Source organism: Pseudomonas saponiphila (assembly GCF_900105185.1).
In the GTDB taxonomy this organism is placed as follows: domain Bacteria; phylum Pseudomonadota; class Gammaproteobacteria; order Pseudomonadales; family Pseudomonadaceae; genus Aquipseudomonas; species Aquipseudomonas saponiphila.
The window spans coordinates 1,787,988-1,810,004 of record NZ_FNTJ01000002.1; the positions used below are offsets into that span (position 1 = coordinate 1,787,988).

Genomic DNA, 22,017 nt, shown 5'->3' on the forward strand with positions numbered 1-22,017 from the left:
TACGGGCGAGTTCCGCTGGCGTACAGGATTGCGCTTGGAAGGGCCGGGAGCCACGGGGATCGAGCCGTAACTCCCGGGATTTTCTAGGATTCTTCGCCGACGGCGGTGCCGCTGGCGGGGGACTCCGGCTCGGGTTTGGGCCCGGCGCGGCGGCTCTCCTGGAACCAGTGAATGGCGATCAGGATCAGCGTCGGCACCCCGAGTATCGCGGTGATAAGGAAGAAGTCGTGGTAGCCGAACTTCTCCACCATGACTCCGGAATAGCCGCCGATCAGGCGCGGCAGCAACAGCATGATCGAGCTGAGCAGGGCGTATTGGGTGGCGGAGAACTTGAGGTTGGTCAGGCTCGACAGGTAGGCGACGAAAGCCGAAGTGGCCATGCCCGAACTGAAGTTGTCCAGGGAAATGGTGACAATCAGCATTTCCAGGTTCGGGCCCATGCCGGCCAGCATGAGGAACAGCAGGTTGGTGGCGGCGGAGGCGGCACCGCCGATGAACAGGATCGGCAGGATGCCGAAGCGCACGATCAGCAGGCCGCCCATGCCGGCGCCAAGCAGGGTCATGATCAGGCCGAAAATCTTGCTGACCCCGGCAATCTGGTCCTTGGTGAAACCCTGGTCGATGTAGAACACGTTGGCCATGACGCCCATGACCGTGTCCGACATGCGATAGGTGGCAATCAGCCCCAATAGCAGGAAGGCTTGCCAGCGATAGCGCAGGATGAAGTCGTTGACCGGTGTCAGCACCGGCGCCAGGCCCCGGCGGCCCATGGCCGACAGGCACAGGGCGGTGAGGGTGATGTAGAGGATCGCCCGCAGGAAGGCCCGGTCTTCCAGCAGCAGGTCCAAAAGGCTCACGCCATCGAAGATCACGCTGGCGAAGTCGGTGTTGTAGAGCTGGGTGAAGGTGGCGGGCACCGATACCAGCAGCACGATCAGGACGAATACCGAGATCAACTGGTGAGCGAAGCTGTAGCGTCCCGCGGAGAGTTGGGTGCGCAGTGGCACTGCGGGCTCGCGCATCAGCAGGGTGGTGATCAATGCGGGAATCATCAGCACGCCGAACAGCACGTAGGTGCCGGTCCAGGCTGAATGCTTGTAGCTGAAACCAGTGGAGCCGAAGCCCTCGGCAAAGAACAGCGCGCCGGCGGTCGCCAGCAGCACCGCTACCCGATAGCCGGACATGTAGCTGGCGGCGAGGGCGGCCTGGCGGCTGTCGTCGGCGATTTCCAGGCGGTAGGCGTCGATGGCGATGTCCTGGGTCGCCGAGGCAAAGGCCACGATCACGGCGATGGCGATCAGCCAGGACAGATGCTTTTGCGGGTCACAGAAGCCCATGCCGATCAGGCCGAGAATCACCAGGGTCTGGGCCAGTACCAGCCAGGATCGGCGTCGGCCGAGCCTGCCCAGTATGGGCAGGCGCCATTGGTCAAGCAGCGGCGACCATACCCATTTAAAGGCATAGGCCAAACCGATCAGGCTGGCGTAACCGATGGTTTCACGGGCGACACCGGCCTCGCGCAACCATACCGAAAGAGTCGAGAACACCAGCATGTAAGGCATGCCGGCAGCGAAACCAAGCAGCAACAGCACGAGCGTCGAGGGGCTGGCATAGGCGGCAAGTGCGGCTCGCCAGGTTTTACGGGGCATGGGCTGAAGTCTGCCTCAGGTTACGGAAACAAAGCGCGCACTCTAACCGCTGTGCTCTACCGGGCGCCAGCCATGGCGCTGAATATCCACGCGATTATTCCGGATCGTGATGCCTTCGCCGCGCAGTCTGGCGCGCTGCTCGTCGCCTGATGGACTGCCGGCCGGCAGGCTGATGCGACCGCCGGCGCCCAATACCCGGTGCCAAGGCAGGCGGGTGTCGGCCGGCAACTGGCTGAGGGTGCGCCCAACCCAGCGCGCGGCGCGGCCCAGGCCGGCCATTTCTGCCAGTTGGCCGTAGCTCACCACCCTGCCTGCGGGAACCTGGGCCAGGGTCAGGTACAGCGCCGTGCGTCGGATTTGTGCCGGGTCCTGTGGAGCTTCGCCGTGTTCGGTCACATTCGCGGTTCCAGATCTATGAAGAGGCGTTGGTCGGTTCAGGGGGTGAGATGCGGATGCATATTGAACTCACTCTCAATGCCCGGGTCAGTCCTGACTCAGGCGTGTTCAGCAGGAATAATGCCGTTTTTTTTCGCAAGATCGAGCCCTGTATTACTTATGTTGCCTAGAACGTTGTTGTGTTACGCGGTGCTCAGCGCCTCCATGCCCGTCCTGGCCGATACCGTCTGGTTGAAGAACGGTGACCGCCTGAGCGGCAAGATCAAGGTTTTCGACGGCGGCAAACTATTGCTCCAGACCGACTATGGCGGCGCCATTTCCATCGACTGGAAACAGGTCAAGACCCTGCAAAGCGACCAGGAGCTGCTGGTCAAGCAGGATGCCTACATCGGGGAGAAGGCCAAGTCGTTGCAGGCGGCGGGGGAGGGCAAGGTCATTCTCGCCAACGGCGAAGCGCCCAAGACGGTGGAGTTGGCGAGTATCCAGCAGATCATGAAGCCCAGGCCGCTGGTGGAGGACATGGTCTGGAAGGGCAGTGTCGATGTGGCGATGGATTACAAGCGCGCTGAGAAGAATACCGATGATTACGACATCGACTTCAAGACGTCGGCGCGCCATGGGGCTTGGCGCCACAATGCTCAGGGTGAGTACAACCGTGAGTTCCAGGATCATCAGGTGACCACGGACAACTGGAGTGCCGAATATGCCCTGGACCGTTTCATCACTGAAAAATGGTTCTGGGAAGGGCGACTGACCTACAAGCGTGACAAGATCGAGGAACTGGCGCGACAGCGGGTGGTGGGTACCGGCCCTGGCTACCAGTTCTGGGATGATGAGTTGGGGGCGTTCTCCCTGGGCTCGCTGCTAAACCGTACAGATTACGAGTACGCCGAAGGCGGCAAGGACAACTTCTATTCCCTGGCGATGAAGTGGGACTACAACCGCTATCTGATCGGCAAGCGGGTGGAGTTCTTCACCAATGGTGAAGTCGGGCGACCGCTTTCCGGGGTGGCCGACTATGCGTTGGATGCCGAGATGGGGTTGCGTTACAAGGTTACCGACTGGGCGTCGTTGAACCTGAAGGCGGAAAAGGACTTGATTCGCGGCACCGAAAACAGTGATCTGGACAAGACTCGCTACACTGTGGGCTTTGGCGTGACTTGGTAGCTGCATGCGGCTCGTGCGTCTTTTCCGTAAAGGCGCCGATAAAGACATCGGGCACAAAAAAGCCCCGCTGTTGAGGGCGGGGCTTTTTACTGGATCAGTACAAGTTAGATAACTTGAACTTCTTCAGCTTGCATGCCTTTCTGACCGCGGGTAGCGATGAAAGAAACCTGTTGGCCTTCTTTCAGGCTTTTGAAGCCGTCGGATTGGATAGCTTTGAAGTGTACGAACAGGTCGTCACCGGATTGTGGAGTGATGAAGCCGAAGCCTTTTTCATCGTTGAACCACTTAACGGTACCGGTTTGGCGATTAGACATGGTGTATCTCCTTGGACAAAGTTAACTGCGACTCAGGAAAAGCCCTGGCCGAGACTGAGTGCAAAGAGCAGGAAAAATTCTTGGAGATGGTTGGATCGAAATTCAACATCGTGTAGAGATTCTCAGTGACACAAGCAGCACAGTGGCGCCACCTTAACCCTTTTTCCTGAACGTGCCAATGGCTAGGGCCAAGGTTTCTCGGTTTTCGTGACTGACGGCCCGTCGTTCGTCGCCGAGCCCTTGAAAAACGCGGGTGCGGGCGAGAAAAGCGCCCCGGACTTTGAACCCGACCCCGTGCCCCGGTAAGATGCCTGACCGTTTTTTTTCACCTCGCTATTTCAGGACACCCGCCATGAGCATCAAATCGGACAAGTGGATTCGCCGCATGGCGCAAGAGCACGGCATGATCGAGCCCTTCGTAGAGCGCCAGATGCGTGGCGAAGGCCCGGATCGGCTGATCTCCTTCGGGGTGTCGAGCTACGGCTACGACGTGCGTTGCGCCGATGAATTCAAGGTGTTCACCAACATCAATTCGGCCACCGTCGATCCGAAGAACTTCGATGAAAAGAGCTTCGTCGACATCAAGAGCGACGTCTGCATCATCCCGCCGAACTCCTTTGCTCTGGCGCGTACCGTCGAGTACTTCCGCATTCCGCGCAACGTGCTGACCATCTGCCTGGGCAAGAGCACCTATGCCCGTTGCGGCATCATCGTCAACGTGACCCCGCTGGAACCCGAGTGGGAAGGCCACGTGACCCTGGAATTCTCCAACACCACCACCTTGCCGGCGAAGATCTACGCCAACGAAGGCGTGGCGCAGATGCTGTTCCTGGAATCCGATGAAGAGTGCGAAGTGTCCTACAAGGACCGGGGCGGCAAATACCAGGGCCAGCGTGGCGTCACCCTGCCGCGCACCTGAGTACGTCTGTCTGACAGACAGCGGGAATTCCTGAGCGGACCCACACTCTATTGAGAGTATTTCCGGTATGCGCGAGGCATGCCGGGCCCCGCTCAGGAGTGCCCCATGAAGATAGATCCGCGAATCAGCGCCACCTTGGCCCAGCTGGAACCCAATCAGGTCGGGCTCTTGGCCTGGACCCTGCTGGCCCATCCGCCCGTCGACATGGCGGGCGGCATTCCCGGTCAGCCCGACCCGGATACCCCGCAACCCCTTGAACCCCAGGAACCAGGCGAGCCCACCTTGCCCGACGAGCCGCCACCCGCGCCCGTGGCTTGAACCGGCCCTTCGCCGCGCGACGCCCCGCCCGCGGCAAACCGGTGCGGACGGGAGCGTTGTAGTGGGTCGCTACTTCAAATTGCCACTGAGAAACTGCTGCAGGCGCTCGCTTTTCGGGTGGCCCAGCACCTCCTCCGGGGCGCCTTCCTCTTCCACCAGGCCCTTGTGCAAGAACAGCACCTGGCTCGACACCTTGCGTGCAAAGCTCATTTCGTGGGTGACCATGATCATGGTCCGGCCTTCTTCGGCCAGGCCCTGGATCACCTTGAGCACCTCGCCCACCAGCTCCGGGTCCAGGGCCGAGGTCGGTTCGTCGAACAGCATGACTTCCGGTTCCATGGCCAATGCTCGGGCGATGGCCACCCGCTGCTGCTGGCCGCCGGACAGGAACGCCGGGTACTGGCCGGCGACGCGGGCTGGCAGGCCGACCTTGTCCAGGTAGCGCCGGGCCCGCTCTTCGGCGTCCTTGGTGCTGACCCCCAGCACCCGGCGCGGAGCCATGGTGATGTTTTCCAGCACGGTCATGTGGCTCCACAGGTTGAAATGCTGGAACACCATCGCCAGGCGCGTACGGATCCGCTGCAACTCGGCCGGGTCGGCCACGTGCATGCCGTGACGATCGCTGACCATGCGGATCTGCTGGCCATCCAGGCTCATGGCGCCGTCGTCCGGGGTTTCGAGAAAGTTGATGCAGCGCAGGAAAGTGCTCTTGCCCGAGCCACTGGCGCCGATCAGGCTGATCACGTCGCCGGTCCTGGCCTTGAGGGAAACACCCTTGAGCACTTCATTGTCGCCATAGCATTTATGCAGGCCTTCAACGGTCAATTTGTACATGGTGGCTTGCATCCTCAAGGCGAAAGTAGGTAGCCGCTGCGATAGGCTTCGCGGCCGGCGACATGGGCGATCACCATGCCAGCGGTAGCCATGCGTCGCAGCGAGCGGGCGTACAGGAGCCCGGCGTTGTTGCAATGGATAGGGGTGACCCGGTCGTGGATCGGGTCGATGATTTCCGCCACCTGCTGTCCGGCTTGCAGGTATTCCCCCGGCAGGGCGGTGAACACCAGCAGCCCGCCCACCGGCGTTGCTACCGGTTCCACTCCCGCCAGTGGCGTGGCCGGGAAGGGCAGTTCAGGCAGGGGCGGCGCCTCGGCGGCGATGGCACCGAAATGGGTCAGGTAATCCAAAATGGCCTGGCAGTCGAGGCGGGCCAGGCCATGATTGACGTCGCCTTGGCCGCGCAGTTCGACGGTGACCGCAAAGCTGCCCGTGGGGATGGCAAAGCCTTCGCCGAAGCGCTGCTGCAGTTGCCACCACAGCAGACTGAAGCACTCATCGAACGACCAGGCCGCCGAGTCGGTGGCCAGCAGGCAGGCTTCGGCACCAATGTAGCGGGCCAGGGGCTCGACCTGCGGCCAGGCTTCGGGGGTGGTGTACAGGTGCGCTACGGCTTCGAAGTCGCAATGCAGGTCCAGCACCACGTCGGCGTCGCAGGCCAGCCGTTGCAGGGTCAGGCGCAGGGATTGCAGTTGCGTCTCCGGGCGTTGCCGGGCCAGGGCGTCGGCCAGGTGCCGGCGTACCAGATCGAGGTTGTGCCGGGGGTCGTGATTGAGCAGGCCTTCGACGGCGTTGCCCACCTCTTCGCTGAGATCGACGAAACCGCGATTGAAGTTCTGCCCGCTCTCCATCTGATAGCGACCCAGTGGTACGTCCATCAGTATCTGTTCCAGGCCAACTGGATTGGCCACCGGCACCAGAACGATTTCATGCCGCAGGCGACCTTCGGCTTCCAGCTCTGTCAGGCGCTGCTTGAGGTGCCAGGCCACCAGCATGCCGGGCAGTTCATCGGCATGCAGGGACGACTGGATGTAGATCTTGCCCGTGGCCTGGGCGGGGCCGAAATGAAAGCTGTGGACCTGGCGCGCGGTGCCCGGCAGGGGAGCGAGCAGGTCGTGGATCTCGTGGCGCATTGACGGTTATTCCTGCTGCAAGTCCTAGTGGGTCGGTCCGAGGAAGGCCAGCCAGCGGCGCTCGGCGAGACGGAACAGGCCCACCAGGGTGAAGGTCACGCACAGGTAGATGACGGCGGCGATGCCGAACGACTGAAAGGTCAGGAAGGTCGCCGAGTTGGCGTCCCGGGCGATTTTCAGGATGTCGGGAATGGTCGCGGTGAAAGCCACCGTGGTGGAGTGCAGCATCAGGATCACTTCGTTGCTGTAGTAAGGCAGCGAGCGGCGCAGGGCCGAGGGCATGATCACGTAGGCATACAGCTTCCAGCCGCTCAGGCCGTAGGCCTTGGCTGCTTCGACTTCGCCGTGGGCCATGCTGCGAATCGCCCCGGCGAAAATCTCCGTGGTGTAGGCGCAGGTATTCAGGGCAAAGGCGAGGATGGTGCAGTTCATCGCGTCACGAAAGAACGCGTCCAGCAGCGGTTGCGCGCGGATCGCGGCGATGCTGTAGATCCCGGTGTAGCAGATCAGCAGCTGGATATAGAGCGGTGTGCCGCGAAACAGGTAGGTGTAGAACTGCACTGGCCAGCGGATGTAGCGCTTGGGCGAAACCCGAGCGATGGACAGCGGGATCGACACCAAAAAGCCGATGCAGATCGACGCCGTGAGCAGCCACATGGTCATGGCCAGCCCGGTCATGTGGTAACCGTCGCTATAAAGGAAGGGACGCCAGTATTCCTGCAGGAGTTCGATCATCGCACGGCCTCCCGGGCGCCGGCGGCGTAACGCCGTTCAAGCTTGCGCAGGACAAAGTTGGAAGCGCTGGTGATCAACAGATAGATCAGTGCCGCCAGGACCAGAAAGTAAAACAGCTGATAGGTGCTCTTGCCGGCGTCCTGGGCGGCCTTGACCAGGTCGGCCAGGCCAATGATCGACACCAGGGCCGTGGCCTTGAGCATCACCATCCAGTTGTTGCCGATGCCCGGCAGGGCGAAGCGCATCATCTGCGGGAAAACCACGAAGCGAAAGCGCTGGCCGCGTTTCAGGCCATAGGCGGTGGCGGCTTCCACCTGGCCACGTGGGACGGCAAGGATCGCCCCGCGAAAGGTTTCGGTGAAGTAGGCGCCATAGATGAAGCCCAGGGTGATCACCCCGGCGCTGAAGGGGTTGATCTCGATGTATTCCCACTCCATGAAGTCGGTAAAGGACGTCAGCCAGGTCTGCAGGCTGTAGAAAATCAGCAGCATCAGCACCAGGTCCGGCACGCCGCGGATCAGCGTGGTGTAGAGCTGGGCCGGAACCCGAAGCAAGGCCAGGCTGGAGAGTTTGGCGCTGGCGCCGATCAGGCCGAGCAGGACGCTGACCAGAAGCGACAACACCGACAATTTGATGGTCATCCAGGTGCCTTCCAGCAGCAGGGGGCCGAAACCCTTCAGGCTGAATGCGGAAAGCCCCAGGTTTTTTAGAAGTTCTTCGAGCATCGATCAGTGACCCGTAGCGATAAAAAAGGCGCCCATCGAGGATGGGCGCCGACTGGTTATTTACCGCTGTAGAGGTTCAGGTCACCGAAGTGTTTTTTCTGGATGGTGGCGTAGGTGCCATCATCGTGTAACGCTTTGATACCTTTATCCAGGAGCGCTTTCAGCTCTTTGTTACCTTTCGAGATACCGACCGCGGTCTTGGCCGGCAGCAGGGGATCTTCCACCGGCTTGCTGACTTCGTAGTCCGCGCCCTGTGGCGATTTGAGGAAGCCAAGCTCAGCTTGCAGCATGTCCTGGATCGAGGCATCCAGACGCCCGGAGGTCAGGTCGGCGTAGACCTGGTCCTGGTTCTGATAGGCCTGGGTCTTGACCCCGGCCTTGTCCAGCACGGCCTTGGCATAGGCTTCCTGAATGGTGCCCTGCTCGTAGCCGACGGTCTTGCCCTTGAGCGTGGCGATGTCCGCGCTCAGGCCCGAGCCTTTCTTGAACACGAACGAAGTAGGACCGGAGAACAGCTCGCTGGAGAAATCGATGACTTTTTCGCGAGCCGGGGTGACGGTCATGGAAGAGATCACACCGTCGAACTTGTTGGCTTTCAGGCCTGGAATCATGCCGTCGAAATCACTTTCGACCCATTTGCACTTGACCTTCAGCTCGGCGCAGATGGCGTTGCCCAGGTCGATGTCGAAGCCCACCAGGCTGCCGTCGGCGGCCTTGGATTCGAAGGGAGCATAGGACGGGTCGACGCCAAAGCGCAGTTCCTTGTATTCCTTGGCCAGCGCGGAGCCGGCGGCCATGCACAGAGCCAATGCAGAAAGGGTCAGCAATGCTTTTTTCATTATTCAATCCCTAAGAACCAATATGAGCGCTTGTGGCGCATGAGTACTGTTACTGGAACGCATAAGACATATTGAAAGTAGCAATTTCCGAACCAGAGTCCCGAACAAGTGTTTTAAAACCCTTGGGGAGCCGGCGTCAGGGTCGGCGTGCACTTAAGTGGGGCGTGTTTTGCGGCGGGCGCCAATAGGGGGCAGGGTGCGCAGTTGATCGCGGGAGGCGCTGGCTTGGGCATCACGCCGGTGCGTCAGGCCGGTGGCGGGGGCAGGCTGTTCGTTTTGGGGCAGGCCCGCTTGCACCGGATGGGCAAGCGGGCGGCAGAGCGCAGGGCGCTTACTTGCCCGGAACCAGGGTCAGGCGGGTCTTGCCGTAGCTGCGCTCGAAGTTCTGCGGTTGCATCGGCAGGCTCAGGTATTGGGCCTTGAGCCAGCCATCGATGCCATTGGCATAATTCGGGCTTGCCGGGTTGCCGGACTGGCCGCTGCTGTTGAGGCCCATCAAGGGTTCGCTGAGGCCGAAATCCACGATAAAGCGCAGGGCCGGGGTATCGCTGATGACGAAGTCCTGCCCCCAGTGGTAGGCGGCGCTGTTGAGGGTGTTGTGGTCGCCTCCGGCTTGCATCGGGGCGCGGATCTGCCGGCCGCTGCTGCTGGTCCATGAGTAGCTGTGCAGCTTGCCCCATTGCCAGGCCTTGCGGTCGGCCCCCAGCAGTTGCTCGCCGGCATTGATGGCTGCCACCAGGCTGCGGGCGAGGATCGCCGGTTTGTCTTCCTTCTGCGCGCTGCGCGAGTCGTCCCAGAACGGGCTGTCTTCCTGCCCCAGCAGGTGGTCGGCCTGGGCCGAGTAGGACAGGTTGCCGTTGGCGACGAAGGCCTGCCAGGCGCTGCCGGACTCGGGGCCCAGTTTGTCGAGGAAGATCTGCTTGGCGCTTTCCTGCAGGAACAACTCGTACAGCGCTGCGTCGGCCGAGCCGGCAGTGACCTTGCCGTCGAACGCCAGCAGGCGGCTGTAGGCTTCCCGGGCCTTGGCGCGGTCGGCATCGGGCAGCGCCTCGATGGCTTTCTTCAGCGGTTGAGCCATGCCCGGGGCTTCGAACATCTTCTTCAGCTTGGCGGCGAACAGGGTGCTCTGGTCGTATTGCAGGGCGATCAGGCTGCGGTTGTCCTGCTTGCCGTTGGAGGCCAGTTCGGCCATGCGCTCGGCCCGTTCCGGGGCCTGCCAGGAGTTGGACAACTGCATGCCGTAGCCGCGGGAGATCACCCGCTGGTTGGCGGTGGCGATCCAGCCCTGGGGCGGGTCCTGGTCATAGGGGTGGAGCATCGGGTCGGCGTAGCCGTCCCAGTCGTAGCGGCCGTCCCAGCCCGGGGAAGGCAGCAGGCCTTCGCCTTCGCGACGGTTGGGGAAGCGCCCGGTGACCTGCCAGCCGATGTTGCTGGCATCGGCGAACACCATGTTCAGGGCGATGGCGCGGATTTCCCGGCTGGCGTCCGAGGCTTTCTCGACGTTCTGCGCCCGGGACAGGTCGAAGAAGGCGTCCAGGGTCTTGTCGTCCTTGAGCTCCGGCGTTTGCAGGGCCAGGCCGAAACCGCTGCCCGAAGCCGCGCCCAGGGCGCTGTTGAGCAACGGGCCGTGGCGGGTTTCGTACACCGCTTCGCGAATCGGCCGCTGGCCTTTGACGAAATAGGTTTCGTTGCGCACGGCCACCGGCTGCCATTTGCCGTTGTTCTGGTAGTACAGGGCGTTGCCCTGGCGCTTGAGCTTCTCCAGGAACAGGTCCTGGTTGTCGCCCATGACCGAGCTCAGGCTCCAGGCCACCTTGCCGTTGAAGCCCTGGAGAATCGCTGGCAAACCGGCGATGGAGGCTCCGGCGGCCTGGTATTTCGGTGCGCGGATCTGCGCGTAGTACCAGGCTTGCAGGTGACTGTCGGTGGCCAGCAGGCTGCGGCCGGTGCGGCTGCGCTGTGGGGCGATGGCCAGGTTGCTGCCGCCGCGCACCCCCAGGCTGTTGAGTTGGGCCATGCGGTTGGCGGCGCGGCTGACTTCGTTCAGCCCAGGGATAGAGAGGTTCAGCCCCTTGAGCTTGTCGGCCTCGGCCAGCGGCAGGGGTTCGTCGGGATAGCTCGGCGTCAGCCACGGCAGTTTGTCGCTGCCGACCTTTTGCGCCAGGACCAGAGCGTTGATCTCTTCCAGCAGGTTGGCGGACTGGCCGAAATTCAGCAGGCAGAAGATCAGGGCCGAGTCCTCGGCCTTCCAGTATTCGGGGGTATAGCCGGTCGACGCCAGATCCGGCGGCAGCTTGTCGCGATAGCGGAACAGGTAGGCGTTGACCCCCCGGGCGTAGACCTCGAAGAAGCGCTTGATCCGTGGCGACGAGGCCTTGTACAGCTCGTCGGCGCTTTTCTTCAGGTTCACCGCGCGCATCAGGCGGTCGACATCCAGCACCTCGGCGCCGGACATCTCGGCCAGGCGGCCTTGGGCCAGCAGGCGCAGGGTGACCATTTCGCCGATGCGGTCGCTGGCGTGCACGTAGCCCAGGGTGAACAGGGCATCGTGGAAACTGCTGCTTTCGATCAGCGGCACGCCCACCGCGTTGCGGCGCACGGAGACGTTCTGCGCCAGGCCCTTGAGGGGCTGCACGCCAGAGGTCGGGGGCAGGCTGTTCTGCGAGTTCCAGGATTGGCAACCGGCCAGGCTCAGGGCACCGGCCACAGCCGCGGCAACGCCGAGCCGGGGAAGAAAATGTGAAAGGGCTGGCGAGGCCATGGTCAAGCTCCTGCGGGGGGTAACGTCGATAAAGGCGCTACGTTAGTGAGCGGGCGAGTGCCGCGCAAGCGGGGGCAGGAGGTATTTCTTGATGGCGCTGCAAATAGCCATCACCGGCACGCCGTCAGCGGCCAGAGCGCGTAGGAGCCGGCTTGCCGGCGAACAGGTTTTATCGGCTTGCACCGTCTTCGTTGGCAAGCCAGCCCCTACAAGGTAATGCTCAGACGGCGGGATTGACCTGCTCGACCAGGGCATAGGCCCGTTCCCTGGCCGGTCGGGCCTGGATGCTGTTGAACCAGCGATCGATGGCTTGCCTGAGCGGCAAAGTGATGCTCAAGTGCATCAACTTCAATAAACGCAGCGAAGAACATATGCCCCTTTCGGCCAGCACCGCACTGATGCTCATCGACCAGCAGCAAGGCATCCTCGAACCCCGGCTCGGGCCGCGCAACAACCCCGAGGCGGAGGCGCGGATGCTTGAGTTGCTGGCACATTGGCGTGCCCGCGGTTGGCCGGTGATCCATGTGCAGCACTTGTCGCGCTCCAAGGACTCGGTGTTCTGGCCCGGGCAATCTGGAGTGGAATTTCAGCCGCGTTTTCGTCCCCGGGATGGCGAGTGGCTGATTCAGAAGCAGGTGCCGGACGCGTTCTGCGCCAACCCACTGGGAGCGGATTTGCGCCGGGAAGGGATTACCGGCCTGGTGATCGTCGGTGTGGCCACCAACAACTCGGTGGAGTCGACGGCGCGCACCGCAGGCAACCTGGGTTTTGCGGTATGGGTGGTGGCCGATGCCTGCTACACCTTCGACAAGCCCGACTTTGCCGGTCGGGCCCGTACTGCCGAGGAGGTGCATGCCATGTCGCTGGCCAATCTGCATGGCGAGTACGCCACGGTCCTGTGCCAGGAGCAGCTCCTGGCCGCAGAGACTGGGCTGCGTTAGCGCCCGGCGTTCAGATCAAGCGCCGTGGCACTTCTTGAACTTCTTGCTGCTGCCGCAAGGGCAAGGATCGTTGCGCCCAACGTCTTTCAGTGCGTTGCGTACCGGCTCCTGGTGCGCGTGGTTGCAGTGCGGGCCGTGAACATGGCCATGGTCGTGATCGTGATGGTCATGATCGTGGTTGCAGTCAGGGCCATGGACATGAGGTTGCTGGGTCATTGCGGGTTACTCCGGAATAAAATCGCCGGGAATTATCACGCCATTGCGCTTCAGGTGCACGTCCTTGCCGATGAATAATCCGATTTCCAGTTCGCCTTCCAGGCGATAGGGAATGGGCTGTTCAGGCTTGCGCAGCAGTTTCACCACGTCGCGGATCTGCGGCCAGAGGTTGGTGCGCACCGGCACCTTGAAGAAGCGGCTGCTGTGGGGCGTGACGGTGAACCAGTGTTCGTGCTCGCCCTCGCTGAGCAGGAAGCGCTGCAGGTAGACCCGGTAGGTCAGGCGGCGCACGGTCAGGTCGCTGTCGTTGGGGTTGTCCACCCGCAGGTGCAGAGTGAAGCGCTGTTCCAGCAGATTGGCCTTGACCACCTCGACTTTCACCAGGTGCACCGCTGGGTCCAGTTCCTCCTCGGTGAACCAGGACACGCACCCCGACAGGCTCAACAGTCCGAGCAGGCAGAGGGTCCGCAGGACGCGCAGTTCACCGATCATGGCAAGACTCCCTTTGACTTCCCTGGGGCCATCCTCGACCCGGGGCATTTTTGGTTCAGCGGGTGAAGTAGCTGGCGCAGCACTTCTTGAATTTTTGCCCGCTGCCACAAGGGCAGGCATCGTTGCGCCCGGCGTTCAGAGGCACCGTCGGATCGATGAAATACCAGCGTCCCTGGTTCTGTACGAAAGACGAGCGTTCACGGTGGCTGTGCTCGCCCTGGTTGTCGTGCCAGCGGGCGGTGAAGGTGACGAAGGCGTGCTCCGGCTGGCCACCGAAGACCTCCGAGCTCTCCACTTGCAGCCCCAGCCAGGTGCTTTGCGCGCTCCATTCGCTGATGGACTGGCGATCCAGCCCGGCCTGCTGCACCGGCAGGGTCGTGGCCAGCAGGTAATCCACCTGGCCCAGCACGTAGGCGCTGTAGCGCGAACGCATCAGGGCCTCGGCGCAGGGCGCGGGATGGCCGGCATGGTAATGGCCGCAGCAGGCATCCAGCAGGTTGCCGCTGCCGCAGGGACAAATCGAGGCGCTCATCGTCTTACCACCAATACTTTCCAAAGTTTTCCGGGTTCGCCCAGAAGCGTGAATTGAGCCAGTCGGGCACCTGTTTGTATTCAAGCAGATCATAGGTAAACAGGGTCAGTACCTGCTGTTCCCGCTGGAAGCGTTCGCTGGCCTGCAGGGCCAGGGAGAAAAAGTCGGTTTCCTGCCAGCCGCAGGCGGACAGGTCGGCCAGTACCGCAATCCGACTGGCATTGAGGTTGCGGATGCCCCCCAACAGGTTCAGGCCGTCGCGCTTGGGCAGATGCTCCAGGCAGTCCACCGCCAGGGCCAGGTCGAAACGCCGGGCCGCCAGTTCCGCGGGCAGAGGGCCGGGCGCTGCCTGAGCGACTTGAGTGCCGGGGTGGGCTGCCTTGAAGGCCGCCAGGGCCGGGAAGTCGCTGGCGCCGATCAGCAGCAGCTGTTGCGGTGCATAGCGATCCAGCAGGGCCGCCAGGGCTTGCTGGGGTGTACGAGTAGAAATGCCGGCGCTCATCTTAGCTCCTCGATCAGAACGCCCAAGACTAGCGCGCCGCCACCTTCGGGCCTAGAGCGGTTCACCACTTATTGCGCGACGCTCCCGTGTTTACGGGGTTAAACCGGCGATGGCCCACTGCTGGCGCAGATCAATGCCGGGGTCTTTACTCCGTGAATCGGCCTTGAGCCGATCCCTCAGGAGAAATCAGATGAGCATCATTCGGACGGCAGTACCCTTGGTTCTGTTAACCAGTGTGTTGACTGGTTGTGCAGGTTTGCAGAAAACCGACTGGCCGATCTGTGCCGCGGTGGGCGGTGTCACGGGCGCGGCGCTGGGCGCCACCGAAAGCTCCTCGTGGGCGGGCGGTGGCGCGTTGCTGGTCGGTGGTCTGGCCGGCGCCTATTGCTGGGTAAAAGGTGACGGCGACGAGGACGGCGATGGCGTGCCGGACAGCCGTGACAAGTGCCCGCATACCCCAAGGGGCGTGAAGGTCGATGCCAATGGCTGCCCACCACCGCCACCCGTGGTGGAAGAGGTGGTAGTGGTCAAGGAAGAAACCATCGTCATTCGCGACGTGTACTTCCATTTCGACTCGGCCAAGCTGACCGATGCCGACAAGTCCAAGCTCAATACCATCGTCACCCGCCTGAAACAGGAGGCGCCGAGCGCGCAACTGCGAGTGACCGGCCACACCGACAGCGTCGGCAGCGACGCCTACAACCAGAAGCTCTCGGACAAGCGTGCCCACTCGGTGGTGGAGTACCTGATTAGCAACGGCATTCCACGCAACAGCTTCGTCTCGGTGACGGGCGCTGGTGAAAGCAAGCCGGTGGCGGACAACAAGACCGCCGAGGGCCGGGCGATGAACCGTCGCACGGAAATCCAGATCAACCGCTGAGCCCCATGACCTGCGCGGCGCCACTGCCGCGCAGGATCTTTTTGGCTCCCGGCTCGGGGTATTGCTGTCCAGGCCGGCGCTGATTTTCCCCAGGGTGCTAATTCGCCCGCCGAGGTCGGCCGTGGCGGGTGAACCTCGTCGATCGAGCCGCTAAACAGAGGCTTCGGCAAGAATTTTCATCCTCCTCTGGCGTCCCCCCGGGATAAATCGTTACTGTGCGCGCAAAGAATAATTCACGAGGGGAGCGTATGAAGTTCTTGTGGGGGATGGGTAAATTTCTGACGTTGGTTTTTTGGCTGGTGGTGTTGATCAATCTGGCCAAGCCATTGGTCAATCCATTGCATCTGCTGGTCAATCTGGCGGGCAGTCTGTTGCTGTTGACCCATTTGCTGGAACTGCTGCTGTTCAATGGCAGCCTCAAGGACCGTGCGCATCCCTGGCGTGATCGTCTGCAAATCCTGCTGGTGGGTATCTTTCACCTGCAAACCCTTCCCGCTGTTGCTCCTGCTGTCGAGACCGATCATGCGTAAGCTCTGCCTGCTGGCCCTGTTCTGCAGTCCCCTGGCCGTGGCCCAGGTGGTGCAGGTCGAAAGCAACTCCTTCATGCGCCTGCCCAATACCACCAGCACCCTGCAACTGGAGCGCCTCGACGTGGCGGACTACGGCACCTTGCTGATTCCGGCCAATGTCACCGAGCTCAAGGTCGACGAGCTGCACCTGGGGCGCGAGGCGCGGATCGCCATCGTGCCGACCGGGCAAAGCCTGGAGTTGCGGGTCCAGCGTGCGCAGTTGGACAGCGGCAGCCAGATCAGCTCCCGCGGTGCGCCGGGCACTTTTGAAAAGGCGCCCAAGCCGGGGCGCAACCTGAACCTGCGGTTCGAATCCCTGAAGGCCGAGACCTTGTCCGTGGACGCTCGAGGCGGTGCCGGTATTCCTGGTTATGTCGGCCTCGACGGCGCCAACGGTGAGGAGCCGGGGTGCACCTGGGGCCAAGCCGGGCGCGGCGCCGATGGGGACAACGGTGGCAATGGACGACCAGGGGCGGCGGGCGCCCAGGTCCGGCTCGAGTTGCCCCGTGACTTCCCCAGCGAGCAGATCAAGGTGCTGGTCGATGGTGGTGCCGGTGGCCTGGCCGGTGCCGGAGGCAAGCCGGGTGCTGGGGGCAAGTCCAAGGGCTGCCTGGTGTATCGCACCGATGGTGGCAAGAGCGGTCGCCCTGGCGCCCAAGGCCAGCCAGGACCTGCGGGAGAAGCGGGTTCGCTGACGGTCCAGCGTTTGTAACAGGCGGCTTGAGGCCGCGGTTGCCCAGGCGCCCGCTTTTGTAGCGGGCGCTTGCATTCAGAAGGTCGGCCGGGCCGCGGCCAGCGCCACCAGCAGCAGGCCGATGATCAGGTTGCTGCCCACCAGCCGGCGGATCTTGCCCAGCGCCGCGGCGCCGGCCGGCCAGTCCTGCGCCGCGACGGCCTTGCGCAGCTCCGGCAGTTGCAGGGACTGGATGCGGATGAACAGGGCGGTCATCACCAGATACAGGCCCATCATGATCTGCACATACTTGGGCGCGGTTTCAAAGCCGCTGAAGCGTAAATGCAGCAGGCCGATACCACTGATCGGCAACAGCACCACGGCGACCCAGACCCAGACGAAAAAACGCGGAAACACTTGCGTCCACAGCTGCAGTCTTGCCGGTCCCTCAAGGGCTGCCACGGCCGCCGGGCGCAGGACCATCCAGGCGAAAAACATGCCGCCGACCCAGACCAGGGCGGCCAGCACGTGCAGGGTGTAGGCAAGGGCGAAAGCGGTCATTTGGGTACTCCGTTCTGCGCGGGATGAATTAGCGGGGTATGATAGCGGCCGATTCGAACCACTGAAAATTTATCCAGCGTTTTGTGCGCCCGAAAAACCATGATCAGCAACGAACTCAAAACCACGATCCAGGGCGCCTACTCGCGTTTTCTCGAAGCCAAGAGCCTCAAGCCGCGTTACGGCCAGCGCCTGATGATCGCCGAAGTGGCCAAGGTCCTGGGTGATATCGACACCGACGACGAAGGCCGGCGCAGTGGCGACCCGGCGGTAGTCGCCGTGGAAGCCGGCACCGGTACCGGCAAGACCGTGGCCTACAGCCTGGCGGCGATTCCCACGGCCAAGGCCGCCGGCAAGCGCCTGGTGATCGCCACCGCCACCGTCGCCCTGCAGGAACAGATCGTCTACAAGGACCTGCCGGACCTGATGCGCAACAGCGGGCTGAACTTCAGCTTCTCCCTGGCCAAGGGCCGGGGGCGCTACATGTGCCTGTCCAAGCTCGACATGCTGCTCCAGGAAGGCCACGCGCAGACCGCCACGGCCCAGTTGTTCGAGGAGGAAGGCTTCAAGATCGAAGTGGATGAAGCCAGCCAGAAGCTGTTCACCAGCATGATCGAGAAGCTCGCCGGGAATAAATGGGACGGCGACCGCGACAGCTGGCCCACGGCCCTGGAAGACGCCGACTGGGCGCGCCTGACCACCGACCACAGCCAGTGCACCAACCGCCATTGCCCTAATTTCGGCCAGTGCGCCTTCTACAAGGCCCGCGAAGGCATGGGCAAGGTGGACGTGATCGTCACCAACCACGACATGGTCCTGGCCGACCTGGCCCTGGGCGGTGGCGCCGTGCTGCCGGACCCGCGCGACACCCTCTATGTGTTCGACGAAGGCCACCACCTGCCGGACAAGGCCATCGGCCACTTTGCCCATTACACCCGGCTGCGTTCCACCGCCGACTGGCTGGAGCAGACCGCCAAGAACCTCACCAAGCTGCTGGCCCAGCACCCGCTGCCTGGGGACCTGGGGCGCCTGATCGAGCAGGTGCCGGAGCTGGCGCGGGAGATCAAGACCCAGCAGCAGTTCATGTTCAGCGCCTGCGAGCAGATCGCCGACTTCAAGACCGGCGAAGACATGGAGGGCCGCGAACGGCCGCGCCATCGCTTCGTCGGCGGGCTGATCCCCGAGCACATGCGCGAGATGGGCATCGAGCTGAAGAAGGGCTTCTCCCGTCTTACCGACCTGTTCACCCGCCTCACCGAGCTGCTCAAGGAAGGCATGGATGGCGAGGTCAATATCGGCATCGCCAGCAACCAGGCCGAAGAGTGGTACCCGCTGTTCGGCAGCCTGCTGGCGCGGGCCTCGGGCAACTGGGAGTTGTGGACCGCGTTCACCGTCGAGGACCCGGAAGACAACCCGCCCATGGCCCGCTGGCTGACCCTGGCCGAGAGCGGCTCGCTGTTCGACATCGAGGTCAACGCCAGCCCGATCCTCGCCGCGGAGATGCTCCGGCGCAATCTGTGGAACGTGGCCTACGGCGCCTTGGTGACCTCCGCGACCCTGACCGCTCTCGGCACTTTCGACCGTTTCCGCATGCGCGCCGGCCTGCCGAAGAAAGCCGTCACCGCTGTGGTGCCCAGCCCCTTCCATCACGCCGATGCCGGGGTGCTGCGGGTGCCCGACCTGCGGGCCGACCCACGGGATGCGCCGGCGCATACCGCGGCAATCATCCGCGACCTGCCGGAGCTGGTGGAGGGCTCGCGCGGCACCCTGGTGCTGTTCTCCTCGCGCAAACAGATGCAGGACGTGTTCGACGGCCTGGATCGCGACTGGCGCAAGCAGGTGTTCATCCAGGGCAACCTGTCCAAGCAGGAAACCCTGAACAAGCACAAGGCCCGGGTCGACGGCGGCGATTCCAGCGTGCTGTTCGGTCTGGCGAGCTTTGCCGAAGGGGTGGACCTGCCCGGTGCCTACTGTGAGCACGTGGTGATTGCCAAGATCCCGTTCTCGGTGCCGGACGATCCGGTGGAAGCGGCGCTGGCAGAGTGGATCGAGGCCCGGGGCGGCAATCCGTTCATGGAAATCTCGGTGCCGGACGCCTCCCTCAAGCTGGTCCAGGCCTGCGGTCGCCTGCTGCGCACCGAACAGGACCGCGGCACCATCACCCTGCTGGACCGCCGCCTGGTCACCCAGCGCTATGGCAAGGCTATCCTCAATGCCTTGCCGCCATTTCGCCGAGAAATATCTTGAGCACGGCGCGCACCTTTGCGCGCCGTGCTGTCTATTTCACGTCACCGCTTCAGCACCGGCCGCTCATCGGCCTTTAGGGAGAGCCAGGTTCATATGATTCGCCGTTCGTTGCCCACTGTATTTGCCCTGTTGTTTGCCGCGCCCGTACTGGCGGCCCCAACCGGACAACAGACGCTGTTCAACTTTGTCCGACCTGCCGCCGTGGTGCAGGTGGCGACACAGGATGCCAGCCTGCCGCAGTCCAATGCGGAGCAGACGGCCGAGGGCGAAGTGCTGCGGCGGATCACCTTCAACCCTACCGCCAGGCCGAGCCTGAGCCTGACGCCACAGAGCGGCGCCTGGGACTGGTCGCAGTCGGGGATGATGAGCCTGCGCATCCAGAGTGCGATGAACTGGGCCCTGACCCTGTACGTGAGCATTCAGAGCAACGACGGCAAGACCCTGGTCAGCCGCGTCGACCTGCCGGCCGGCCCGGCGCAGACCTTGCTGGTGCCCCTGGTGGCCAGCGGTCCCCTGAGCCAGGGCATGAAGGCCGCGCCGCCGATGCCGATGACCGTGGATGGCCAGCGCATTCTGCTGGCCAGTAGCGAGGGGCAACTGGACCGCAGTCAGGTGGTATCGGTCACCCTGTCCCTGGATAACCCCAAGGCAACCCAGAGCATCCTCCTTGAGCGCTTCGGCGTGCTGGATGATGAGGGCGTGATCAAGGCGGTCTACGGTTCGCTGGTGGATGGCTACGGTCAGTCGACCCGGGCCCGCTGGCCGGAAAAGGTCAGCAGCGATGATCAGCTCAAGGCAGCCGATGCCAGGGAGCAGCAACAGCTCAAGGGCTGGCTCGGCGAGCAGGAGAAGGCGCCGCTGGACAAGTTCGGCGGCTCAAGCCAGGGCCCGGACTTCAAGGCCAGCGGCTTCTTTCGCACGGAAAAACGCGATGGCCGCTGGTTCCTGGTGACCCCGCAAGGGCATCCGTTCTACTCCCTGGGAGTCAACACCGTGGCTCCGGACAACAGTCAGACCTATGTCGCCGGGCGCGAGTGGATGTTCAGCGCCTTGCCCAAGGATGGCGAGCCCCTGGCCGCCTATTACGGCGAAGGCGACAACCGCGGTGGCAACGGTGCCGACCAGGGGCGTGGCTATAACGCCGGCCGTTGGTACGACTTCTACCGGGCCAACCTGCAGCGCACCTATGGCAAACCTTGCGTCCATGACGACTCGGCGGCGGACGGGGCGTCCGCCAACCAGGCCCAGCCTGCGGCGGCGGAGGCGGCCGTTCCGTGCGCGCCGCCGGCGTTTGATGAGAAACGCTGGGTCGAGCACACCCTGGATCGTCTGCAGGCCTGGGGGTTCAACACCATCGGCAACTGGAGCGCGCCGGCCCTGGGGCTGGCCGACCGTGTGCCCTACACCGTGCCGCTGTCCATCGTCGGCGACTACGCCAGCATCAGCACCGGCAGCGATTGGTGGGGCGGCATGCCCGATCCCTTCGACCCGCGCTTTGCCATGGCCACCGAGCGCGCGGTGGCGATTGCCGCCCGCGATCACCGCGACGATCCCTGGCTGATTGGCTACTTTGCCGACAACGAACTGGCCTGGGCCGGCCCCGGAGATGATCCGAAAGCCCGCTATGCCCTGGCCTACGGCACCTTGCGCCTGACCACCGACGTTCCGGCCAAGCGCGCCTTCCTCAAGCAACTGCGGGACAAGTACCGCAATCAGGCGGGCCTGTCGAAAGCCTGGGGCATCGACCTGCCGGCCTGGGAGCTGATGGAGGACCCGGGCTTCGTACCGCCGTTGCCAAGTCCCGAGCACCCGGAAATCGAGGCTGACTTCAAGTATTTCCAGAAAGTCTTTGCCGAGACTTATTTCAAGACCATCGCCGACTCGCTGAAGTGGCATGCCCCCAATCACCTGCTGCTGGGCGGTCGTTTTGCCGTCAGCAACCCCGAAGCGGTGGCCGCCTGCGCCCAGTACTGCGATGTATTGAGTTTCAACCTCTACACCCTCAAGCCGCAGGACGGTCAGGACTTCGCCTATTTGCGCAGCCTGGACAAGCCGGTGCTGGTGACCGAGTTCAACTTCGGCTCCCGGGATCGCGGTCCGTTCTGGGGCGGTGTGACCGAACTGGCCCGGGAAGAGGAGCGTGGCCCGGCCTACGCCAACTTCCTCAAGCAGGCGCTGAGCGAGCCGTCGATTGTTGGTGTGCATTGGTTCCAGTATCTGGACCAGCCCGTGACCGGGCGCTTGCTGGACGGTGAAAACGGACATTTTGGCCTGGTGGGCATTACCGATGTGCCGTTCCAGGGCTTTGTCGAGACGGTGCGCAAGAGCAACCTGCAGGCCCTGGAGCAACTGGCCAAGGTCGCGGAGCAGGCCCGGGTCGAGGCGACGCGGGTGGAGGCTGGCGGGCGCGAAGGCGAGGGGGGTGGCAAGTCCCACGCTGGCAAGGGGCTTGGCGGACACGCGGGTGGCCACTCGGGTAACGGTCATTGAGTGGCTGGCCTGATCAGCGGCTTTCGCGAGACGCCGGGCAGCGCCTGGTCGCCTCCTTGAGCGATAGACCGTGCCTGCCTTGGCGGCTGTTCCCAAATGCCTTCGGTGCTGGAACAATGCGCGCCAC

General features: G+C 63.2%; 23 protein-coding genes. 9 read left to right on the forward strand and 14 right to left on the reverse strand.

Annotated elements, in window-relative coordinates; genetic code table 11:
* Nucleotides 1–83 precede the first annotated feature (83 nt).
* Both BLV47_RS30045 and BLV47_RS30050 read right to left on the reverse strand, forming a co-directional pair.
* Nucleotides 84–1,649, reverse strand: coding sequence for an AmpG family muropeptide MFS transporter (locus BLV47_RS30045; RefSeq protein ID WP_092320189.1), 1,566 nt, complete (start codon nucleotides 1,647–1,649; stop codon nucleotides 84–86).
* A gap of 42 nt (nucleotides 1,650–1,691) precedes the next feature.
* On the reverse strand, nucleotides 1,692–2,045 hold the full coding sequence (locus BLV47_RS30050) for an MGMT family protein (protein WP_092320191.1): 354 nt from the start codon (nucleotides 2,043–2,045) through the stop codon (nucleotides 1,692–1,694).
* A gap of 159 nt (nucleotides 2,046–2,204) precedes the next feature.
* Here BLV47_RS30050 and BLV47_RS30055 point away from each other — a divergent pair, with 159 nt between their 5' ends.
* Nucleotides 2,205–3,212 carry a DUF481 domain-containing protein gene (locus BLV47_RS30055; protein ID WP_092320193.1) on the forward strand — a complete coding sequence of 336 codons (1,008 nt, stop codon included), beginning with the start codon at nucleotides 2,205–2,207 and terminating at the stop codon, nucleotides 3,210–3,212.
* A gap of 104 nt (nucleotides 3,213–3,316) precedes the next feature.
* Here the strand turns inward: BLV47_RS30055 and BLV47_RS30060 are convergent, their stop codons facing one another.
* Complete coding sequence (locus tag BLV47_RS30060) at nucleotides 3,317–3,526, reverse strand: cold-shock protein (RefSeq protein ID WP_002554837.1); 210 nt, start codon at nucleotides 3,524–3,526, stop codon at nucleotides 3,317–3,319.
* A gap of 352 nt (nucleotides 3,527–3,878) precedes the next feature.
* Here BLV47_RS30060 and dcd point away from each other — a divergent pair, with 352 nt between their 5' ends.
* Nucleotides 3,879–4,445 (forward strand): dCTP deaminase, encoded by a 567-nt coding sequence (gene dcd, locus BLV47_RS30065; RefSeq protein WP_016965530.1) that lies wholly within the window; start codon nucleotides 3,879–3,881, stop codon nucleotides 4,443–4,445.
* A 105-nt stretch (nucleotides 4,446–4,550) separates the two neighbouring features.
* Nucleotides 4,551–4,763 (forward strand): hypothetical protein, encoded by a 213-nt coding sequence (locus tag BLV47_RS30070; protein ID WP_092320194.1) that lies wholly within the window; start codon nucleotides 4,551–4,553, stop codon nucleotides 4,761–4,763.
* Between the two features lie 69 nt (nucleotides 4,764–4,832).
* Here BLV47_RS30070 and BLV47_RS30075 read toward each other — a convergent pair whose 3' ends face one another.
* From BLV47_RS30075 to BLV47_RS30100, 6 genes are all read right to left on the reverse strand, one after another.
* Nucleotides 4,833–5,597 (reverse strand): ABC transporter ATP-binding protein, encoded by a 765-nt coding sequence (locus tag BLV47_RS30075; protein ID WP_092320592.1) that lies wholly within the window; start codon nucleotides 5,595–5,597, stop codon nucleotides 4,833–4,835.
* A gap of 14 nt (nucleotides 5,598–5,611) precedes the next feature.
* Nucleotides 5,612–6,730 carry a succinylglutamate desuccinylase/aspartoacylase family protein gene (locus BLV47_RS30080; protein ID WP_092320195.1) on the reverse strand — a complete coding sequence of 373 codons (1,119 nt, stop codon included), beginning with the start codon at nucleotides 6,728–6,730 and terminating at the stop codon, nucleotides 5,612–5,614.
* Nucleotides 6,731–6,754: 24 nt separating this feature from the next.
* A complete protein-coding gene (locus BLV47_RS30085; protein WP_092320196.1) occupies nucleotides 6,755–7,465 on the reverse strand; it encodes an ABC transporter permease in 711 nt (236 codons plus the stop codon).
* Complete coding sequence (locus BLV47_RS30090; protein WP_092320197.1) at nucleotides 7,462–8,190, reverse strand: ABC transporter permease; 729 nt, start codon at nucleotides 8,188–8,190, stop codon at nucleotides 7,462–7,464. The genes BLV47_RS30085 and BLV47_RS30090 overlap by 4 nt, the downstream gene beginning before the upstream one ends.
* A 56-nt stretch (nucleotides 8,191–8,246) precedes the next feature.
* Entirely contained in the window at nucleotides 8,247–9,029 is a 783-nt protein-coding gene (locus tag BLV47_RS30095) for a transporter substrate-binding domain-containing protein (RefSeq protein WP_092320198.1), read from the reverse strand.
* A 331-nt stretch (nucleotides 9,030–9,360) separates the two neighbouring features.
* A complete protein-coding gene (locus BLV47_RS30100; RefSeq protein WP_092320199.1) occupies nucleotides 9,361–11,790 on the reverse strand; it encodes a penicillin acylase family protein in 2,430 nt (809 codons plus the stop codon).
* 371 nt (nucleotides 11,791–12,161) lie between these two features.
* Between BLV47_RS30100 and BLV47_RS30105 the strand changes: the two genes are divergently transcribed.
* Complete coding sequence (locus tag BLV47_RS30105; protein WP_092320593.1) at nucleotides 12,162–12,731, forward strand: cysteine hydrolase family protein; 570 nt, start codon at nucleotides 12,162–12,164, stop codon at nucleotides 12,729–12,731.
* A gap of 15 nt (nucleotides 12,732–12,746) precedes the next feature.
* Here the strand turns inward: BLV47_RS30105 and BLV47_RS30110 are convergent, their stop codons facing one another.
* From BLV47_RS30110 to BLV47_RS30125, 4 genes are read right to left on the reverse strand one after another with little or no spacing between them, the layout of a single operon-like run.
* Complete coding sequence (locus BLV47_RS30110) at nucleotides 12,747–12,947, reverse strand: SEC-C metal-binding domain-containing protein (RefSeq protein ID WP_007923047.1); 201 nt, start codon at nucleotides 12,945–12,947, stop codon at nucleotides 12,747–12,749.
* 6 nt (nucleotides 12,948–12,953) lie between these two features.
* On the reverse strand, nucleotides 12,954–13,439 hold the full coding sequence (locus tag BLV47_RS30115) for an LEA/WHy family protein (protein ID WP_092320200.1): 486 nt from the start codon (nucleotides 13,437–13,439) through the stop codon (nucleotides 12,954–12,956).
* A 55-nt stretch (nucleotides 13,440–13,494) separates the two neighbouring features.
* Entirely contained in the window at nucleotides 13,495–13,971 is a 477-nt protein-coding gene (locus BLV47_RS30120) for a YchJ family protein (RefSeq protein WP_092320201.1), read from the reverse strand.
* Nucleotides 13,972–13,975: 4 nt separating this feature from the next.
* Nucleotides 13,976–14,473, reverse strand: coding sequence for a DUF6231 family protein (locus BLV47_RS30125; RefSeq protein WP_092320202.1), 498 nt, complete (start codon nucleotides 14,471–14,473; stop codon nucleotides 13,976–13,978).
* 190 nt (nucleotides 14,474–14,663) lie between these two features.
* On the opposite strand from BLV47_RS30125, the gene BLV47_RS30130 reads away from it, so the two are divergent.
* The 3 genes from BLV47_RS30130 (at nucleotide 14,664) to BLV47_RS30140 (ending at nucleotide 16,634) form a co-directional block, all read left to right on the forward strand.
* Nucleotides 14,664–15,353: a PA1041 family peptidoglycan-binding anchor lipoprotein gene (locus BLV47_RS30130; protein ID WP_092320203.1), complete on the forward strand. Its 690-nt coding sequence runs from the start codon at nucleotides 14,664–14,666 to the stop codon at nucleotides 15,351–15,353.
* A 248-nt stretch (nucleotides 15,354–15,601) separates the two neighbouring features.
* Entirely contained in the window at nucleotides 15,602–15,883 is a 282-nt protein-coding gene (locus tag BLV47_RS30135; RefSeq protein ID WP_092320204.1) for a DUF1145 domain-containing protein, read from the forward strand.
* Nucleotides 15,876–16,634 carry a hypothetical protein gene (locus BLV47_RS30140; protein WP_092320205.1) on the forward strand — a complete coding sequence of 253 codons (759 nt, stop codon included), beginning with the start codon at nucleotides 15,876–15,878 and terminating at the stop codon, nucleotides 16,632–16,634. The genes BLV47_RS30135 and BLV47_RS30140 overlap by 8 nt, the downstream gene beginning before the upstream one ends.
* Nucleotides 16,635–16,691: 57 nt before the next feature.
* Here BLV47_RS30140 and BLV47_RS30145 read toward each other — a convergent pair whose 3' ends face one another.
* A complete protein-coding gene (locus BLV47_RS30145; protein ID WP_092320206.1) occupies nucleotides 16,692–17,156 on the reverse strand; it encodes a CopD family protein in 465 nt (154 codons plus the stop codon).
* A 99-nt stretch (nucleotides 17,157–17,255) separates the two neighbouring features.
* Here BLV47_RS30145 and dinG point away from each other — a divergent pair, with 99 nt between their 5' ends.
* Together dinG and BLV47_RS30155 are read left to right on the forward strand one after the other, a co-directional pair.
* Nucleotides 17,256–19,400, forward strand: a complete 2,145-nt coding sequence (gene dinG, locus BLV47_RS30150) for an ATP-dependent DNA helicase DinG (RefSeq protein WP_016965278.1) — start codon at nucleotides 17,256–17,258, stop codon at nucleotides 19,398–19,400.
* Nucleotides 19,401–19,493: 93 nt separating this feature from the next.
* Entirely contained in the window at nucleotides 19,494–21,890 is a 2,397-nt protein-coding gene (locus BLV47_RS30155; RefSeq protein ID WP_092320207.1) for a beta-galactosidase, read from the forward strand.
* Nucleotides 21,891–22,017: the final 127 nt, after the last annotated feature.

Bases quoted from the DNA above. Each gene is read 5' to 3' on its own strand.
- BLV47_RS30045 (WP_092320189.1), bottom strand. From the start codon at position 1,649: ATGCCCCGTAAAACCTGGCGAGCCGCACTTGCCGCCTATGCCAGCCCC.
- BLV47_RS30055 (WP_092320193.1), top strand. From the start codon at position 2,205: ATGTTGCCTAGAACGTTGTTGTGTTACGCGGTGCTCAGCGCCTCCATG.
- BLV47_RS30060 (WP_002554837.1), bottom strand. From the start codon at position 3,526: ATGTCTAATCGCCAAACCGGTACCGTTAAGTGGTTCAACGATGAAAAA.
- dcd (WP_016965530.1), top strand. From the start codon at position 3,879: ATGAGCATCAAATCGGACAAGTGGATTCGCCGCATGGCGCAAGAGCAC.
- BLV47_RS30070 (WP_092320194.1), top strand. From the start codon at position 4,551: ATGAAGATAGATCCGCGAATCAGCGCCACCTTGGCCCAGCTGGAACCC.
- BLV47_RS30075 (WP_092320592.1), bottom strand. From the start codon at position 5,597: ATGTACAAATTGACCGTTGAAGGCCTGCATAAATGCTATGGCGACAAT.
- BLV47_RS30080 (WP_092320195.1), bottom strand. From the start codon at position 6,730: ATGCGCCACGAGATCCACGACCTGCTCGCTCCCCTGCCGGGCACCGCG.
- BLV47_RS30085 (WP_092320196.1), bottom strand. From the start codon at position 7,465: ATGATCGAACTCCTGCAGGAATACTGGCGTCCCTTCCTTTATAGCGAC.
- BLV47_RS30090 (WP_092320197.1), bottom strand. From the start codon at position 8,190: ATGCTCGAAGAACTTCTAAAAAACCTGGGGCTTTCCGCATTCAGCCTG.
- BLV47_RS30095 (WP_092320198.1), bottom strand. From the start codon at position 9,029: ATGAAAAAAGCATTGCTGACCCTTTCTGCATTGGCTCTGTGCATGGCC.
- BLV47_RS30100 (WP_092320199.1), bottom strand. From the start codon at position 11,790: ATGGCCTCGCCAGCCCTTTCACATTTTCTTCCCCGGCTCGGCGTTGCC.
- BLV47_RS30105 (WP_092320593.1), top strand. From the start codon at position 12,162: ATGCCCCTTTCGGCCAGCACCGCACTGATGCTCATCGACCAGCAGCAA.
- BLV47_RS30110 (WP_007923047.1), bottom strand. From the start codon at position 12,947: ATGACCCAGCAACCTCATGTCCATGGCCCTGACTGCAACCACGATCAT.
- BLV47_RS30115 (WP_092320200.1), bottom strand. From the start codon at position 13,439: ATGATCGGTGAACTGCGCGTCCTGCGGACCCTCTGCCTGCTCGGACTG.
- BLV47_RS30120 (WP_092320201.1), bottom strand. From the start codon at position 13,971: ATGAGCGCCTCGATTTGTCCCTGCGGCAGCGGCAACCTGCTGGATGCC.
- BLV47_RS30125 (WP_092320202.1), bottom strand. From the start codon at position 14,473: ATGAGCGCCGGCATTTCTACTCGTACACCCCAGCAAGCCCTGGCGGCC.
- BLV47_RS30130 (WP_092320203.1), top strand. From the start codon at position 14,664: ATGAGCATCATTCGGACGGCAGTACCCTTGGTTCTGTTAACCAGTGTG.
- BLV47_RS30135 (WP_092320204.1), top strand. From the start codon at position 15,602: ATGAAGTTCTTGTGGGGGATGGGTAAATTTCTGACGTTGGTTTTTTGG.
- BLV47_RS30140 (WP_092320205.1), top strand. From the start codon at position 15,876: ATGCGTAAGCTCTGCCTGCTGGCCCTGTTCTGCAGTCCCCTGGCCGTG.
- BLV47_RS30145 (WP_092320206.1), bottom strand. From the start codon at position 17,156: ATGACCGCTTTCGCCCTTGCCTACACCCTGCACGTGCTGGCCGCCCTG.
- dinG (WP_016965278.1), top strand. From the start codon at position 17,256: ATGATCAGCAACGAACTCAAAACCACGATCCAGGGCGCCTACTCGCGT.
- BLV47_RS30155 (WP_092320207.1), top strand. From the start codon at position 19,494: ATGATTCGCCGTTCGTTGCCCACTGTATTTGCCCTGTTGTTTGCCGCG.